Here is a 16,243-nt window from a genome sequence, read left to right as displayed (position 1 = left end):
TGTTAATCTAGTCATAACACTATGATTATCAATTATTCTATATATGTCAACACACCCTAATAAATTAAAAATAGCAAATAGGTCTTAGTGATGGTAACAACATCAGAAATTATTACTACAAAGTTTTAGGCAGATATATTGATTGATCAGCTTGGATACCCATCCAGTCTTCTGTTACTCCTGCTATATAGAACACTAAAGGTAGATTGGGAAAATTTAAGCAGGTTTTATGCCATTCTCTATAGTCAATCGAAGAGGGAGTTGCTACGTTTTGAGGGTGACTATGCCACTCGCCTAAATACTGTATTCTACCTTTACTTTGTTTATGTAACTCATCTAGATAAGCTTGATGACCTTCAGTATTCCTTATGTACGCTGTTGGTTTTCTAATATCAGTGTTATAAGGTAACGTTATATCTGTGATATTCAGATATTGTTCTTTTCCCTTAAAACCTTTTCGCTCACCAAGTAAGATACCACAAGCTTCCGCCTGACTCAGAAAACCCTTTTGTCTCCATTGATCTATTTTTTCAAGTACCGAAGGCTGCATCAAAACAGCATTTACGGGAGAAGTACTAGAAAATTCCCAAGAATTATTAAACATATGGAACCAAATCAGTTAATTTTACATATATGGCATTCAAGAGAAGGAGCGTAATCTTTACTTTCTATTTTCTCCCCCATCCATTTCTCAGTATAACGAGTTCGATATCTTGGACTAACATCTCCTTGTAGCCAGTCCAAAATCATATCAATTGTTAAAGCAGCAGCTGACATACTTGCTGATACAGCAAAAGGTGTAAAATCGGCACATGCCATGAAAGACCTTGCAGCAGTCATACCTTTTAGGGCGTCATATTCTTCACGTATCGAATTACCACTTTTATTTATACAGGACCGACAGGCATAATTTGTATCTTTATCATTATACAAAGCTTGAACACACTCTCCATTGCCTCTAATCCAACTATGAATCAATGGGGGTGTCTTGCCGTCTGAATCAAAGAAAAACTTATTGATTGTTTCAGATGCTTCTATTTTGGCAGTAGCATCGATAATAAGATCATAGTTTGAAATATTTTTTAAAATACTCCTATTACAAGCGTTGATATTATGTACCTCGATATTTAGGTCAGGTATCTGCTGAGCTATTTCTTGCTTTAACGCGCTAGCTTTCATTCTATGAAGATACGCTTTACCAAGTGCATGTCTACCAATATTCTCCTCTTGGAAGATGTCGCTGTCTATCAACGTGAGTTTTCCACCACTCGCACCAGCGCCCAGGCGTGCTAAAGATAATCCTAAATAACCACCAATCGCTCCGCATCCTAGTAGGGCAATATTCTTACCTATTAAGTTTGGTTGTTCCAAATTGTCAAGGTTCCTCGTAAATAAAAAATTGGGAGTAAGGTTTACAGCACTGCTAAAAACTACTTTAGAATTAGAGAGTAGCTTGGAATGGTTTGCTAATTTTAAGTGCTTACTAGCGCTACCAGATACTAACTCTTTTAGATTTTCTAGCTCTATGCACAATGACAGTAATTGTTTATCGACGACAAGACACACTGGAAAATATAATGTTGTCTCTCTATGTCGCTCAATATTGGATGCAATTTCACTGACTATCAGTCTAAAGGCTACATGACTCCACTGTTTGAGCCATAGTAAGAAATACTTGAGTGGTATACCTTTGCTACTTTTCACATCAATAAATACAGAAGGCATAGAAGGTATTTTAGCAAGTTGTTTACTAGGAATATGAATAATTAACGTATTTGCTTCTATATGCCCGTCTTTAACTATCCAAGGAACAAGATGCCACCCTTGCTTCAAGTCATAAATTACAGGCAACAAAAGATCGTGGATCGACTGTACAGCTGCATCGTTAGATTTAATTAAATTACTAGAATGGTAACTTGCTATACTTTGCCATATCGGGGTCAACTCTCTTAGAAACTCATCAGACCTATGACGCTTGTTCTTAATAAGCGCTTCTATAATAATTTTAGTTTTATCTAGAACCCAGCCTAAAACTCCTAAAGGGTCTGAAATTTTAAGCTCATAAGCATCATGTAAACTATAGCAAACTGAATAATACCAATCGCCTTTATACTCGCGTTTATCAATAGAAAAATGAGCAAGGGGTAAAAGGTTTTGAATATAATCAGGAAGAGGAGCTTTAACATACACGTTTGGCAAACTAACGAAGTCCCAATCTTCTACCTGAATCAGTATTTGAAAGTTTGTATTATCCTTAGTTTCAAAAGAAGTAAACCAACCATCATACATTGATTTATCACGACTATTAGCCGATGATGGTCGCCTACCTTTTGTGTATCTCCAATTACAAAAATTGTCATTTATACCAGAGATTATATCGTACAAAGACATCTGTTTTTGCAATGCTCTACCCACCGATTTGAGGCTTTATTGATGCAGACTCAGCAGCAACCTGTACAGGTGCATTGTCAACAACGGTTGCGACTGAAGCCTTGGTATCGACATTAATCGTTACTAAATCAGGTCTGTTAGATGGTATTCTCTCACCAAACAAGCTTTCTAATATGTTGAGGCAGGTATTCTCATTTTGGGATTTATGAAGAACTCTATCAAAGCCACTACAAAGCTCTGATGCCAGCTCAGCATTCTCTTCTCGTTGTTCATTATTTGCTCTATTAAAGTCTTCTGTAGAATGTCCTTCAATATACTTGCATTTTATATCGTTTTTAAGTGCATGTTCTAAATTCAAAAGTATTTCAAAAAGCGCTCTATCATCTCTTTGCTGCAAATGCTGATAGTGTTCAGTAGCAATTATCATCAATGAAACAGAGCTAGGAGCCTTTTGATATTGATTATAATCACGCCATGACTTTAAATACCTAATGACTGCACGAAGTTGTTGTCCAGTATTGGGATATTTTTCACATTCTGCTAAAAACCATTCACGTACCTTTTCACAGTCTGAAACGAGCCATTCATCTTCATCTCGTTGTATTAGACTTACGTTTTTTATTTTTGAACGCTTCTTAATATTCTTTGCATTAGCCTTACTAGAATCTTCAGTGATCATAGAATCATAAGAGGGAGAGTAAGATAAGTTGGCAGATAAAGTTGTACCACTAAATGTACTTTCATTAAAGAATAATGATAAGTTATTAGGATCTACATCCTCTGAAAAATCAAAGCTTCTGCTTTCTTGGATACTATCGTAAGAAGCCTCTTCTTTACTAACTGTTGAAGAGTCTTGCTTAACGCTAGCATCTGTTAAATCATCAAACATCTCGTTTGGTAGAGCATACAACGGAATATCAAAATGTGCTTTGGGTTGACCTTGAGGCATAAAGCCTCTAATTCGAATGCAATTTTTATGTTCTTTATCCAATTCCCAACCATTATCATTACATAGTATATCCAGACATTCTTCTACAGTTTCAAAGAGCTTATTAGCCACTTCAGCGCTTTGACCTTCTAAAAAACATGACTCTGGTAGATAACAACCGTAATCAAAATCCATTTCTTGCTCAGGGAGTGCTGGGGCATTACATACACCATACGCCCAGGAACCTTGGAGTCTAAATTTTGGTCTGACACCATATACTTTTTCAACTTGTATTTCTATAACAGCCTTAATCTGATCTTTGCAGTCTTTGAACACTTGGAACTGCTCGCCTTTAGGTAAAAGCTTCTTGAAAAAACCATCAGTATCGTTTTTGAAAACACTATGTAAGTTGTTTGTTTTAAGGTTATCACTCATTTGAATCCTCAGTATTTGGTTGTATGGCTGTGTTGTGAAGTTCGACTGGTTTCAAGAAAATTGTTTTTATAAGTTCTTTACCAAGAGCTTCTTTTGAATTTTGCATAGCTGTTGATAACAGTACTTCTTTAGCAGCAGCATCCGCTCTATCTAGTGATACATAGTTGGCAGCTTCGTTTGTTAAATTTTCGTCAATACTTAAGTACCTTTCTTTTAGCAGATGCTGGGTAATAAATGTCATCATTTGCTGTTGTGTGGACAAGGTGAGTTCGATAATATTTTTCGGTGCATTGCTCAAATTTTTACCATGTGCCCAGTCTAACATTCCACCTAATTTGTTTGTTTTGGGGTTTGCTGAAATACGTGAAGATAGGGTGCCAACATTAAGAAGTAGAATATTCTCTTGCTTAGCATTTAGGAAATACTGCGCTTCGTGAATTGCTAACATGCTTGGATTATTGGCAAACAGTCCACCGTCTACATATTGAGTATTGTCGAATACGTACTTAGGAAAGTATATGGGAGCAGCTGAAGTAGCCAATGCCACATCAACAATTAAATGATGCTTATCACGCTTGAATGTATGATGATGGGGAGTTTTAAATACTACTGGCTTACCTACAGAAAAGTTGATGGCTGGTATAATAACGTTATGTTTAAGACTGCCTAGCTTGTCTTCCTTAAACATTATCTCTAGCTGCTCTTTCAACACATCAATGCTATAAGTAGAACGTTTTATCGAAAATAGATTAGCCTTTCTTTTCTTAAAAATCTTATCACCATGTTGTTCAAAAAGCTTAACCACATCTGACATGGGTATTTCAGCAGCAACTGCAAGAGCTAGGATTCCACCTATAGAAGTACCGGCGATTAAGTTAAAAAATCTACCTATAGGATAACCATACTCGTTTTCCAGCTCTTCTAGAACTTTAGCGGTGTACAAACCTCGAAAACCTCCACCAGTTAAAGTTAGTATTCGAAATGAATCATCATGGACCATACGTAATCTCCTTATAATTTATATATATTGGTTTATCTTTTTAAATTTTCAAGGTATTACCAACAATATTTCGCTACATAATGAACCGCCCCGGTATTGTCGGAGACTCAACATTCTGAGAGAATACAACGATGAAAACACGACACTACACCCCCGAGATTAAAGACCGCGCCGTTCGCATGCTGATTGAAGCATTAAGCGACTATCCTTCCACCTGGTCAGCTATTCAAGCCATAGCGTCAAAGATTGGCTGTACGCCTGAGACACTGCGATCATGGCATAAAAAGCACATAGACCAAACCATTCCCGCCTCAGTACAAGCTCAAAGTGACAAAGAGCGTATCAAAGAGCTTGAACGAGAGAACAAAGAGCTCAAGCAAGCCAATGAGATTATACGTAAGGCTGCTGGTCTTGAAGCCCAGGCGGAGAAGGGCCGTCCACCCAGATAATGGTTCAGTTTATTGATGACTATAGAGGTAGTTATGGGGTCGAGCTGATTTGTAGAGTACTACCGATTGCCCCGTCAACCTACTACCGTGCTAAAGACTTAGAGGACTGCCCTGAGAAGCGCTCATTACGCAGTCAGCATGATGACTATTATTTCAGAGAGATTAAACGTATTTGGCAAGACAGTAAATGCCGTTACGGTGCGCGTAAAGTATGGCAGCAGATGAAGGCTGACGGGTTAAAGGTTGCTCGTTGTACCATAGAGCGTTTAATGAAGCAGTATGGTATGCAAGGCGTTTGGCGTGGCAAAGGCAAGATTACCACCACCAGCCGTGATGACCAAAAACGCGCTGATGACTTGGTCAATCGTAACTTTAATGCCCATCGTCCTAATCAGCTGTGGGTTGCAGATTTTACCTATATCAAGACACTGAGTGGCTGGGTTTATACTGCTTTTATTATTGATGTGTTCGCTCGTGCCATTGTGGGCTGGAAAGTATCCAATCGCATGAACACCGATATGGTGATGGCCGCGCTCAATCAAGCGATAGCAGATAGGAATAATCCCAAAGATGTGATTCATCACAGTGATCGAGGGGTTCAGTATTTATCCATTCGCTACACAGATAAGATGGCTGACTGCGGTGTGATTGCCTCTGTTGGTACAACAGGCGATTCATACGACAATGCATTGGCTGAAACGGTCAATGGGCTGTACAAGTCTGAGGTGATTCATTATTTGAAAGAGAGCTGGTCTAGTGTGAACGATGTTGAACTGGCAACCCTTGAATGGGTCGATTGGTTTAACAAAACACGACTGCATAGCACGATTGGATATGTGTCGCCCTTTGAGTTTGAAAAGCGGTATTATGATAATTTAATCCTGTCAGGCATTGCTGCCTGACTAAAGTAAATCAGCCTCCGATAAAGTCGGGGCGGTTCAAGGTCAATCAAACTTTGGGTGTCTATTTGGGCAATAGTGAGGCTTATGGACCCAGGTCCTGGGGCTCTGATTTGCAGCTTGATGTTTTGTATTACGGAGGGTGAGGACAGATGAGTTGCTTGAGGTTCAAGGCGGATTGGGATAAAGCAGGAGTTTGGATCAGCAGGACTGTTTATGGCAGCAGGTAATATGCCAGTTTGAGTCTTTTTGCGGTGATGCTGACGTTTCCAGTTATGGAGAAGGTTCTGGTTGATGCCATGGTCTCGAGCGATACTGGCAATTGATCGCCCTGAACCTTCAGCTTCTTGTACTAAAAGTTCTTTAAACTCAGCGCTGTAAGTTCTACGTTTGGGTTTGTTAGGTGGTTGTGTTGTCATGTTAGTGTCCACGATTATTAATCGTGGACACTATCTCGCATTTTTTAAGTGAGGAAAAGATGGGATGGTCGGATGCTTACGTTAGATTCACTCTATTAGTAAACAAATTTAATGTTACGTTGTAGATGTCACTAAATTATCAATAGAGATGTTAAGAAAGTGTGAAGATGCAACTATTTAGATCTATTAAAATTTCTATGTATGAGTTTAAAAGATCAAAGTTATACAAAGTCCTCGATTATCATGTAAGTTTAAAATCTCAGAATTAGAGTCCTTCATAAAGACATCGATACCTGCCTGCTCACAGATTGATTTAACAATAGAGAGCCCAAGTCCTGTACCTTCTATTTCCTGTGATTGCTTACTTGCGCTATCTGATCTTGAAGCGCTTATACTATTGTTAAGTTTACTGTCGCTAAATTGATCAGCTGCACTAATCACTTGATTAAGCCGTATAAAGGGTTCAAAAGCTTTCTCATAATCACTAGGGTCAATGCCTGCGCCTGAATCTATGATCTGTAATACTAATTTGTTATCTAGCGTCTTGGATATATCATTTAATTTCCCAGATTGAATCACATGTGAGCCAAAATTATATTGAGCATTTAAAGCCGATTTATCCAAACTGCCTGAGTTTTGCTCAAGTTGATAGAGTTTAACCATGACTTGACCATTATCTAGCGTATAAATAATAGCGTTTTGAATCAGGTTTTTTATGAGCATTAATAATGATGTCTCATCTATCTTTACTTTGCTACTTGACTGTAAGTCGACAGTTAGTTCGATGTTCTTATTATCAGCAATAGGAATGAGTAACCCTATGACTTGTTCGATAATAGATTTAACATTGGTTGCTGTTGTCTCGGTACCAAGCTCGGTATTGATATTACCAGCACGAGCGAGCGTTAATAATTGCTCAACCAAACTTTGATTACGCCTCAAGCGAATAGCCAGTTTATCGAGGCCTTCCGACATAACGTTATCATTACTAATACGCTGTAATCGTTGTAATTGTAGTGAGATGGCAGTCAGCGGCGAGCGCAGTTCATGGGCAGCATCAGCGATAAAGCGTTGCTGACGTTCAATACTAATTTTGACTATAGCCAATAATCTATTTAACGATTCGGCTAGTGGCAGCAATTCAGAGGGCAGTCTACCAATCGATAAAGGACTTAGGTCATTCTCATTACGTGCGCTTATCTCATGATGCAATTGACGCACAGGTTTCATCATGCGCCACATGATAAAAGGCAGTAAAAGCAGTAATAATGCTATACCGATAATAAGGGGTAAAAAAGACTGTAAGGCACTAGCTTTGGCTAAATCATCCTGTAAATCTGTCTGTTGGCGCAAAATTAGAGCCACTTCTTCATCAGTATCTAAAGACTCAATCTTGACATCATTTCTATAGGTTCGCCAAGAATGACCGTCAATGTTTTGATCGCTTATCCCTTGTGGAACGCTATTTACTAATGCCAACGGTATAGGTTCTGAGTAATCATGCTCATCATCGCTTTGAACGTTCTGATAATCTTCTACCCCGTTATTGAGTGAGGCGGAGAGTATGACTATATCAACGGTGATCGCACCATCATCGTCATCGGTATCAAAGTGAATGTTGCTGCGGGCATGCTCGTCACTGTATGAATAAGCAGCATTATTATTTAAACCACTAATATTAAGCGACTGCTCTAATAAGGCAGCAGTATTTTTTAAGTTATCATCCTGAAAGTCATTTATCTCGTTATAGCTGTACCAAAATCCATAACCACCAGCCACTATTGCCAGTAGTAATAATGACACAACAGACCAAAAGATAAGTTGGAACTGTAATGAGTTAAAGGGCTTACGAAATTTAGGCATTGCTGATATACCATCCAAGGCCACGAACATTTTTGATTCTATCTTGTCCGACCTTTTTGCGTAAACTATGAATCAAAAACTCAATGGCGTTACTTTCAACTTCGCCGCCCCAGCCATATAACGAATCCTCAAGCTCATTTTTGGACATGACTTTTTCAGGCGATAGCATAAAGGTAGTGAGAAGCATGTACTCCTTTGCGGTTAAATCGATAGGGCTACCATCCATCATGACCCGTTTGTGCGCGGTATCTAAACTTAAATTGCCAACCGTCACTTGATTATCAGCCTTGCCTTGGGCACGGCGAATAAGTACTCTCATGCGTGCAAAGACTTCTCCTAACTCAAAAGGCTTGACGACATAATCATCAGCCCCTGAGTCTAAGCCTGCAATTCTATCTTTTAATTGATCACGCGCGGTGAGTATCAACACTGGTGTTTCAATCTTGGCATCGCGAATAGCAGTCAACACGCCCATGCCATCAACTTCTGGAAGACCTAAGTCTAATAAGATGATGTCATAAGGTTGCACCCTTAATGTCAGTATGGCTTGACGACCGTCTTTGACCCAATCAACCGTATAAGCCTCATCTTGCAAGGCTTCGCTCAGACTCTCGCCAATCATCAAGTCATCTTCGACTACCAATACGCGCATGGGATATCCTTATTATGTGACTAGTAGGATTAAAAAATATTTATCTATAGTGACACTTTTTATAGCGTCCTCAAACTAAAAAGCTCTAATCGATACTAGTGTACAGAGTAGAGCCGTTGTTAAGCTATATTCAACCAAGTTTTAAAATATTAATCATCATTTAACTGACTGCTGACAACCTGACCATTCATGCTATCGATTATCAGTTTATTTATGTCCATCCCTTTAGCTATTTCAATCTCATAAGCGGGTATACCGTTATCAAAATCAAACTCTGCTTCAGTAATTTTGCCACCAACACTTTGCGTTGCTTTTTGCATGGCTTGGGTTAGGGTTATTTGGGCTTGCCTCATAGCGTTATATTCTGCTAAGTCGTCTTGATCTATTTTTTCCTGCTTAGATTTTAGAACTTTGCCGCTACTGGCGTCAATTTTTACTTCATGCTCCACTCCATCATTGATAAGCTTGATTTCATACTCGCCACTTGCCATATAATCGTTTTGGTCAAACTCAGCGCTAATTAAGTCTCCTTTGACTGTTTTTTGCGCAATAGCGACGGCTTGCTCTAGACTGATTTTACTCTGTGCTATCGCGACTGCGTCACTCGTCTTTGCGCCTGAAATAGCAGGTATTTGACCTGAGGCAACAGCGAGAGTACCAATACCTAGAACGCTAAGAGCAATAAGTAGGGATTTGCTTAGGGTTGATAGTTTTTTCATCGTGTTTACTCCGTATTTAAGGTTCATGTCTGACGACTCATTATCAAAGTTGTCAGAAGTGTCGATATGAGTCCATCATACAAAACAAGACATAGAAGAAGCTTAGCGTAGAATAAGCGTTCAGTTAGCTACTCATATTTTTGGGCTATAATGCTGTTGCTCTTTCGATAATCCTTATACAGAGTAATATTTTATTATGTTTGAGATACTATTATTGGCGTTAGCACTCGCTGCGGATGCGTTTGCGGCTGCAATCGGTCTTGGCTCGACACATAGAAGCGATGGTAAGTCGCAGTTTATAAAAATGGCGTTACTCATTGGATTATACTTCGGTGTTGCTCAGGGGGTGATGCCGCTAATTGGTTATGCGCTTGGCTCTACTATGCTCGGTTGGTTTGCGGAATGGGCTGCTTGGATTGCTTTTATCATACTAGTGGCTCTTGGGATTAAGATGCTTTATGAGTCGTGTTCGGTTAGTGACGATACTCGGATCAATGTAAGTCATAAAACCTTGCTGTCATTGGCTATAGCGACTAGTCTCGATGCGATGGCAGCGGGCTTTACGTTAAACCTGTTGGTAGTTAATGCTTATGCTGCCTGTTTAATCATCGCATTGACGACCGCTATTTTAAGTGTTTTAGGGGCTTATATAGGACGCCAGTCAGGAACATGGCTCGGCAGTTGGGCAGAAGCTTTGGGCGGTTTAGTGCTGATAGCGATTGGTGTGAAGATGGTTATTTGAAGCATAATTATGCTCTGTTCTCTTAAAAAACACGCTGGCCAGCGCACAAGCTATAGTCAAAGACACCAACATCGATACTAAGGTATGACTAAAAAAATGATCACCAAACATCATTTTATATAGGCCCATTGTCCAGCCTAATACGGTTACGATTTCAAATATTCGATAGCGATACTTATAAAGAGTAGGTAAAAATGCTAAGCCATACAAAGAAAATCCTGCGCTGGCATGAGCTGCTGGAAAACATTTTGTATCGGTTTTAGCAAGCATATTTTGCCATAGATTAAGATAAGGTAGATCCCCGCCAAAAAGCGTTAGATGATTAGGACAGCTCACATGAGTAACGCTTTTTAATAGCGCGATAGTAGAAGGCACCACAATAAGAACAATAAGTAAGTAACTTATTTCACGAATTGAGAAGGGCACAATAAATTTACTTGTTTTATTGTTATCGATGATAGAGGCGATATTTGAAGATTGTCTGTATTTGATAACCAATACGGATATTAAATAGAGAGCCAACAAGATTAATAATGCTTTAGGACCATCATAAAAAATAAAAGCGTAAGGCTGTTCGCCTTTTTCTATCAGCCACTGACCATTATTATAGAAAAACTCACTAATACGAACATCAAATTGGCTATGCTCAAAGGTTAGAGCGGCAATAATTGTTAAGCAAAAAAGCTTAAGCCATATCCAGTTAGTTGGGTTATCTTCTAAAATCATGAAAATACCTTACTCAATGTATTAAATTGCTAAAAATTTAAGCACTTTTTAAAATAAAAGATTAGATAACGCCATGCACCACAAAACGAACAATAGTAATAATGCCAAAAATTGCGCGGCAGAACCCACGTCCTTGGCTATTTTAGCGAGGGGATGATGATCCGTTGAAGTATGATCGACGCTCGCTTCAATACCCGTATTAATAAGCTCCACAATGAGGGATAAGAATGAAGCAATCACAAGCACCATTTTGGCGCTGACGTTAAAAGGCATAAATATAATGACCGTGAACAATAAGAGATTGAGCCAGATAACTTGCCTAAAGGCCGCTTCAAACTTATAAGCCGCTTTAAAACCATCTATAGAATACCCCGTAGCTTTTACAATACGGGCTAACCCTTTTTTACCTTTAACCTCATTTGCAAAACTATCCGCTACAAAAGTATCATCAGATACAGGCTGATTTTTATAATCAAGATTTGTATGTTCGTGGCTCAGAGCAGTAGTCTTGGAATTATTCATATCGATAGCTTAGTATTTATTAAGATTAGAATAGCTGGCAGGTCTTAATGATATTACAGTGCATGTTAAGATCGCGTTAAGATGAATTTCATATAATAAGAAGCAGTAGCGAATACCGAGTTTGATTAAGGTATTGGCTACTACTGACTATTGAAGTTACAGTGAAAATAAGAAAAAGTGCAATCACCGATATATTTATTGTTGTAATGATCCCAGTGTAGGAGGGCACTGGTTAGCACTTGGGTATCAGTATGTGCTTGGAGCTGTTAAGGAAGCGTTAAGATAAAAAATATTTATAAAATTATTTGGAAAGGGCAATATTAATATCAAAATTCAATATATACAAAAAAGCAATAGCCGACACCTTGTTTATCAAGGTATTGGCTACTGCATCCTATTAATGAAGAGTTAGTATTTAGCTTTGCTTACTTTTTAGCCATCATCCTCCATATCAACTTGGCTGCTTAGAACCTTGCCAGTATTGGCATCTATGCTCACATCATATATCTGATTGTCTTTGACAACTTCGATGTCATATAAGGCTTGACCTTTTTCAAGCTCGAACTCAACACCGATGACTTTACCATTTACGCTTTGAGTGGCTTTTTGCATAGCACTAGTTAGCGTAACTTTGGCTTGCATCAGCGCTCTATATTCAGCCATGTCTTCTTTATCTAACTTCTCTTTTTCAGTCTCGATGACTTTGCCAGTATTGGCGTCGATCTTGACCTCGTAAGCCGTACCGTTTGATACAAACTCAACTTCATACTCGCCCGTTACAGCACCGTTGCCATTATCATCATCGTCGTCATAATCGAATTCTGCGCTGATTAGATCACCTTTAGCATTCTGTTTAGCTATATCGATTGCTTGCGTTAAGCTGATCTTACTTTGCATAGCGCTGACAGCTTCACTTGATCCAGTTACGGCTTTGGTATTAGCAGCAGGGGCGGCGATAGCGGTTGCACCTACGCCTGCAATAGTAAGGGCGATGATTGCTGATTTGGTTAGCGTTGATAAGTTTTTCATGAGAGTCATCCTTTGTATTAATCAATTTCTGACACACCATTAGTGGTTTTGCCAGCTACCTTGTGGGTATGAATCTATAATACGAGAGACGACATAGGGGAAACTTAGCGGAAAATAAGAGTTTGATTAGCGAGTAGATATAATAAATATTGCTTAATTTTCTGAGTTAAATCACTATTAAAAGACTATTAAACGTTTAACATAGCTAATATTTGTTCTAGATATCAAGTTTACTAAATTTTGATTAAAGGAGTTTCTATAGGGGGAAGGGATGTCAGAAAAGTTCTTACGAAACACTACACTTATTACTTATTCACCTTCAAAAGTGTCAATAGTACCTTGTGAAGATATCTTAATTTTAAACTTTAAGCCTCACGGCGACGAAGTTTTTTGGCTCAATACTTATGGATTGAGTGAATTAAATGAGATGAAACAAGTTGTCATCCAGAACCAGTTTGATGATTTTTTAATTAAATTATTGCAAGATGATGAGCATGCCAATAAGGTTATCGAACTCGATAATGTCCTGTTTATCGCTCTAAAAGTATTAAAAACTGATGACAAAAATCTAGATAATAAACAATTGATTTTCGTTGTATCGTCAAATATGTTATGGAGTTTGCAAGAGAATCATAATAATCATTTTCAGTGGATTCGTGATCGCTTAAGCGAAGGCAAAGGACAAGTTCGAAGCAAAAAAGTAGATTATTTGCTTTTTCTGTTGATTGAGTCATTGATAGCAAACTATGAAGAGACGTTTGAGAAATTACTGAATGCTGACGGTGACTCGATAAAGGTGACCAATATTAATCCAACGCCTTATTTTACTAAAAAGGTTGAGGAGCAAAAACGTCGCATGTTGAACTTTAAGAAAGCGACGCTGAGCCTTCGCAATACCATTGTAAAGCTGGAAACGATTAATATTATTCCTATGGATAGTAAGTATTTCACCGAACTTAAAGAGCAAGCCAACAATTTGATTGATGAAATTGATTTTGAGTTGTTTGAGCTTGATAGTAAAACCAATCTGATATTCTCAATTCAGGGCCATCGTTTGAATGAAATCATACGTACCTTGACCTTAGTGTCAGTGGTATTTATACCATTAACATTTTTGGTAGGCGTTTACGGTATGAATTTTGACTATATGCCTGAGTTAAAATGGAATGAGGGTTACTTTGCCTTGTGGGGTGTGATGGTAACATTGACTGTGGCCATCGTTGTGTATTTTAAAAGTAAGAAATGGTTTTAAACTGTACTGCTAACTTGTAATGTCTTAGGCTTTTAAAGATTGTTTATTAGTAGAATTTATTTATAATAAATACTAAACGTACTACCGCCTGCAGCATTAGCTTGATGGGTAAGTTGCCAGCCCATATGCGTTATGATGCGCTGAACAATACTTAGACCTAACCCTGTGCCATCAACCTTATAGCTCGTATAATCTTTTGACGAGAACTTATCAGTTAATTGCCCATCATTTTTCTTTTGCTCTAAACGCTCAAACCTTTCATAGAGTAGAGGCATCATCGCTTCAGGAATACCCAAGCCAGTATCGGTAACGGTGATTTTTTTATCGTCAATAATAATAACTACCTCACCCTCATCCGTGTATTGAAAGGCATTCTTTATTAAGTTGCCTAGTGCCATTTTTAGTAATTCAGGTCGTACGTAGGCAAAATACTCTTGTTCAGCGACTACTGCATAAGTCACAGTCTTATACCGTAGCAAATACTTTAAGCGTTCCACTTCATTGTTAGCAATGCTATTGATAGAGGTTTGCGGAGCGTCCAGTTTTTCAGGAGCACGCGAGAGTAGTAATAACGCGCTGATAATCTCAGAGGTCTCTTTAGCTGTAGTACTAATACGATTAGTAAACTCGCTCAAACGGCTATCGCCTTCTAATTGAGAAGCCAGTACTTCTGATGCACCCATAATAATCGTCAAAGGCGTGCGCAGCTCGTGGCTAACATCTCCAGTAAATAGCTGCTCACGTTTGAGATACTGCTCAAGCTTATGATTCTTCTCATCAATAGCGCGTGCTAATACGCCAACCTCGGAGGGCAAATGGGTCAATTCGGTTAAGTTTTGATGATCGGTTTCTACTGCTTTTTTTAAGTCTAATAAAGGTTTAGTAATTTGCCTAGAGGATAGCTGAGAAAATATTGCGGCAATTAGTAAGCTTAAAATAACGGCAACTCTTAAGGCATTGGCAAAGATGTCTTCTAGGTGTTCAAAAATGGCAAGGACAGGGTAGTTCCTCATTACCATCTCAGTGTCTTCTAAATAGGTTAAAACATAGCGTTGTTTATTTTGCTGATAGATGAAGAAATGTAGATTAGTTCTAACATTGCCATCTTTGGTGGGCACGGTTACGGGCATCTCTTGCACTGTCTCGGTTGCCAAAGCTTTTAAATTATCAGGTGCATGATTATAGCGATAAATTTTTATGCCCGGATCTGCAGTGTAGACAGGCTGATCGCCATCCTTTTCTTGACTAAGCTCTAGCTGTTGCAGTAAGCGAGCTTTGACCAACTCTTGCTCCATCCTTGTCTCAGCGTACATAAAAATACTGACGAAAGCAGCGCAAAGTAATATGGCAAATAAAAAATATGACAGTCGAAATTTATTAGCGATAGAGTCGAGGCTGAACATGGCATTTACTTCATAGTATAAGGTAGTAGAAAGAGGATAGGAGGTATAACTAGGACGACTCTTAATCAGATTGAGTCTGTAAATCGTACTAAGATATTCTACACTTTATCGGGATCAACAATTTGATAACCCACTCCAGGCATCGTCATTATCATAGGTCTGGCAAATGGCTTGTCGACTTGTACGCGCACACTATGCATATGAGTCCGTAGCGCATCGCTACTTGGAATATCCTCACCCCATACCTTTTCCTCAAGCTCACTTTTACTGACGACTCGTGGCGACGCATTCATTAATGTTTCTAAAATTTTAAACCCTGTTGGTGTCAGTTTTAGTGATGTACCTTCTCGTCTAATCGTGTGCTCATTAGCATTTAAGGATAATGGTCCGACAGCTAAGCTGTGCTCAAAATGCTCATCTTGGTGTCGACGGATAAGCGCTTTAATCCGTGATTCTAATTCAATGAGTGAGAAGGGTTTGACCAGATAATCATCAGCGCCACTATCGAAGCCTGCGACTTTATCCAAAATCGTATCACGAGCCGTCAGCATCAATACAGGGGTTTTATTATGTAGCTCTTCTCTCAGTTTTTTACATAGCTTGGTGCCGTCCATACCCGGCAGCATGACATCTAATAAAATAACGTCATAGCGATTATTTGCAGCGAGTGTTAAGCCGCTAATGCCATTATGAGCGTTGTCCAGCTCAAAACCTTTTGGTTCAAAAAAGGCATAAATATTGGCGACGATATCGGGATTGTCTTCGATGATGAGTATCTTGTACATAGTGGTCTCGTGCATAAATGCTAGCAGGG

General features: G+C 38.8%; 16 protein-coding genes and 1 other annotated feature. Of the genes, 3 read left to right on the top strand and 13 right to left on the bottom strand.

Annotated features, from left to right (window positions below; genetic code table 11):
- Positions 1-115: 115 nt before the first annotated feature.
- The 4 genes from CXF58_RS08805 to CXF58_RS08790 are packed head-to-tail and all read right to left on the bottom strand — an operon-like array spanning position 116 to position 4,754.
- Positions 116-604, bottom strand: a complete 489-nt coding sequence (locus CXF58_RS08805; protein ID WP_093071335.1) for a Mov34/MPN/PAD-1 family protein — start codon at positions 602-604, stop codon at positions 116-118.
- Positions 605-615: 11 nt separating this feature from the next.
- Positions 616-2,403 (bottom strand): ThiF family adenylyltransferase, encoded by a 1,788-nt coding sequence (locus CXF58_RS08800; protein WP_143007446.1) that lies wholly within the window; start codon positions 2,401-2,403, stop codon positions 616-618.
- 4 nt (positions 2,404-2,407) lie between these two features.
- Positions 2,408-3,754 (bottom strand): CBASS cGAMP synthase, encoded by a 1,347-nt coding sequence (locus CXF58_RS08795; protein ID WP_093071337.1) that lies wholly within the window; start codon positions 3,752-3,754, stop codon positions 2,408-2,410.
- Positions 3,747-4,754, bottom strand: coding sequence for a CBASS cGAMP-activated phospholipase (locus CXF58_RS08790; RefSeq protein ID WP_093071338.1), 1,008 nt, complete (start codon positions 4,752-4,754; stop codon positions 3,747-3,749). The genes CXF58_RS08795 and CXF58_RS08790 overlap by 8 nt, the downstream gene beginning before the upstream one ends.
- Before the next feature lie 131 nt (positions 4,755-4,885).
- Here CXF58_RS08790 and CXF58_RS08785 point away from each other — a divergent pair.
- A protein-coding gene (locus CXF58_RS08785; protein WP_102077238.1) for an IS3 family transposase occupies positions 4,886-6,105 on the top strand; the annotation gives its coding sequence in 2 pieces (ribosomal slippage) (positions 4,886-5,168 and positions 5,168-6,105; 1,221 coding nt in all).
- Positions 5,161-5,277, top strand: a sequence feature (AL1L pseudoknot). It overlaps the preceding gene by 117 nt.
- Here the strand turns inward: CXF58_RS08785 and CXF58_RS08780 are convergent.
- The 4 genes from CXF58_RS08780 to CXF58_RS08765 form a co-directional block, all read right to left on the bottom strand.
- The gene (locus tag CXF58_RS08780) at positions 6,069-6,521 is read right to left on the bottom strand and encodes a transposase (protein WP_102077237.1); all 453 of its coding nucleotides are present in this window, start codon (positions 6,519-6,521) and stop codon (positions 6,069-6,071) included. The genes CXF58_RS08785 and CXF58_RS08780 overlap by 37 nt on opposite strands.
- 207 nt (positions 6,522-6,728) lie before the next feature.
- Positions 6,729-8,384, bottom strand: coding sequence for a sensor histidine kinase (locus CXF58_RS08775; RefSeq protein WP_025672617.1), 1,656 nt, complete (start codon positions 8,382-8,384; stop codon positions 6,729-6,731).
- Positions 8,377-9,036: a response regulator gene (locus CXF58_RS08770; protein ID WP_025651479.1), complete on the bottom strand. Its 660-nt coding sequence runs from the start codon at positions 9,034-9,036 to the stop codon at positions 8,377-8,379. The genes CXF58_RS08775 and CXF58_RS08770 overlap by 8 nt, the downstream gene beginning before the upstream one ends.
- A 149-nt stretch (positions 9,037-9,185) precedes the next feature.
- Positions 9,186-9,755 (bottom strand): PepSY domain-containing protein, encoded by a 570-nt coding sequence (locus CXF58_RS08765; RefSeq protein ID WP_180952558.1) that lies wholly within the window; start codon positions 9,753-9,755, stop codon positions 9,186-9,188.
- 196 nt (positions 9,756-9,951) lie between these two features.
- Between CXF58_RS08765 and CXF58_RS08760 the strand changes: the two genes are divergently transcribed.
- Complete coding sequence (locus CXF58_RS08760; RefSeq protein WP_025651482.1) at positions 9,952-10,497, top strand: manganese efflux pump MntP; 546 nt, start codon at positions 9,952-9,954, stop codon at positions 10,495-10,497.
- Here the strand turns inward: CXF58_RS08760 and CXF58_RS08755 are convergent.
- The 3 genes from CXF58_RS08755 to CXF58_RS08745 form a co-directional block, all read right to left on the bottom strand.
- Positions 10,459-11,223 (bottom strand): PAP2 family lipid A phosphatase, encoded by a 765-nt coding sequence (locus tag CXF58_RS08755; protein WP_025651483.1) that lies wholly within the window; start codon positions 11,221-11,223, stop codon positions 10,459-10,461. The two genes, CXF58_RS08760 and CXF58_RS08755, sit on opposite strands and share 39 nt — an antisense overlap.
- A gap of 48 nt (positions 11,224-11,271) precedes the next feature.
- Positions 11,272-11,745 carry a diacylglycerol kinase gene (locus CXF58_RS08750; RefSeq protein ID WP_025651484.1) on the bottom strand — a complete coding sequence of 158 codons (474 nt, stop codon included), beginning with the start codon at positions 11,743-11,745 and terminating at the stop codon, positions 11,272-11,274.
- Between the two features lie 432 nt (positions 11,746-12,177).
- Positions 12,178-12,774, bottom strand: coding sequence for a PepSY domain-containing protein (locus tag CXF58_RS08745; RefSeq protein ID WP_025651486.1), 597 nt, complete (start codon positions 12,772-12,774; stop codon positions 12,178-12,180).
- Positions 12,775-13,045: 271 nt separating this feature from the next.
- Here CXF58_RS08745 and CXF58_RS08740 point away from each other — a divergent pair, with 271 nt between their 5' ends.
- Positions 13,046-14,026: a CorA family divalent cation transporter gene (locus tag CXF58_RS08740; protein WP_102077235.1), complete on the top strand. Its 981-nt coding sequence runs from the start codon at positions 13,046-13,048 to the stop codon at positions 14,024-14,026.
- A 56-nt stretch (positions 14,027-14,082) separates the two neighbouring features.
- Here CXF58_RS08740 and CXF58_RS08735 read toward each other — a convergent pair whose 3' ends face one another.
- Both CXF58_RS08735 and CXF58_RS08730 read right to left on the bottom strand, forming a co-directional pair.
- Entirely contained in the window at positions 14,083-15,429 is a 1,347-nt protein-coding gene (locus CXF58_RS08735; RefSeq protein ID WP_102077234.1) for a sensor histidine kinase, read from the bottom strand.
- Between the two features lie 98 nt (positions 15,430-15,527).
- Positions 15,528-16,214: a response regulator transcription factor gene (locus tag CXF58_RS08730; RefSeq protein WP_025651489.1), complete on the bottom strand. Its 687-nt coding sequence runs from the start codon at positions 16,212-16,214 to the stop codon at positions 15,528-15,530.
- Positions 16,215-16,243 lie beyond the last annotated feature (29 nt).

It is taken from the genome of Psychrobacter sp. Sarcosine-02u-2 (assembly GCF_002836335.1).
GTDB classification, from domain to species: domain Bacteria; phylum Pseudomonadota; class Gammaproteobacteria; order Pseudomonadales; family Moraxellaceae; genus Psychrobacter; species Psychrobacter faecalis.
Note: the sequence above shows the minus strand (reverse complement) of the source record. Positions and strands in the feature narration are given on the sequence as shown.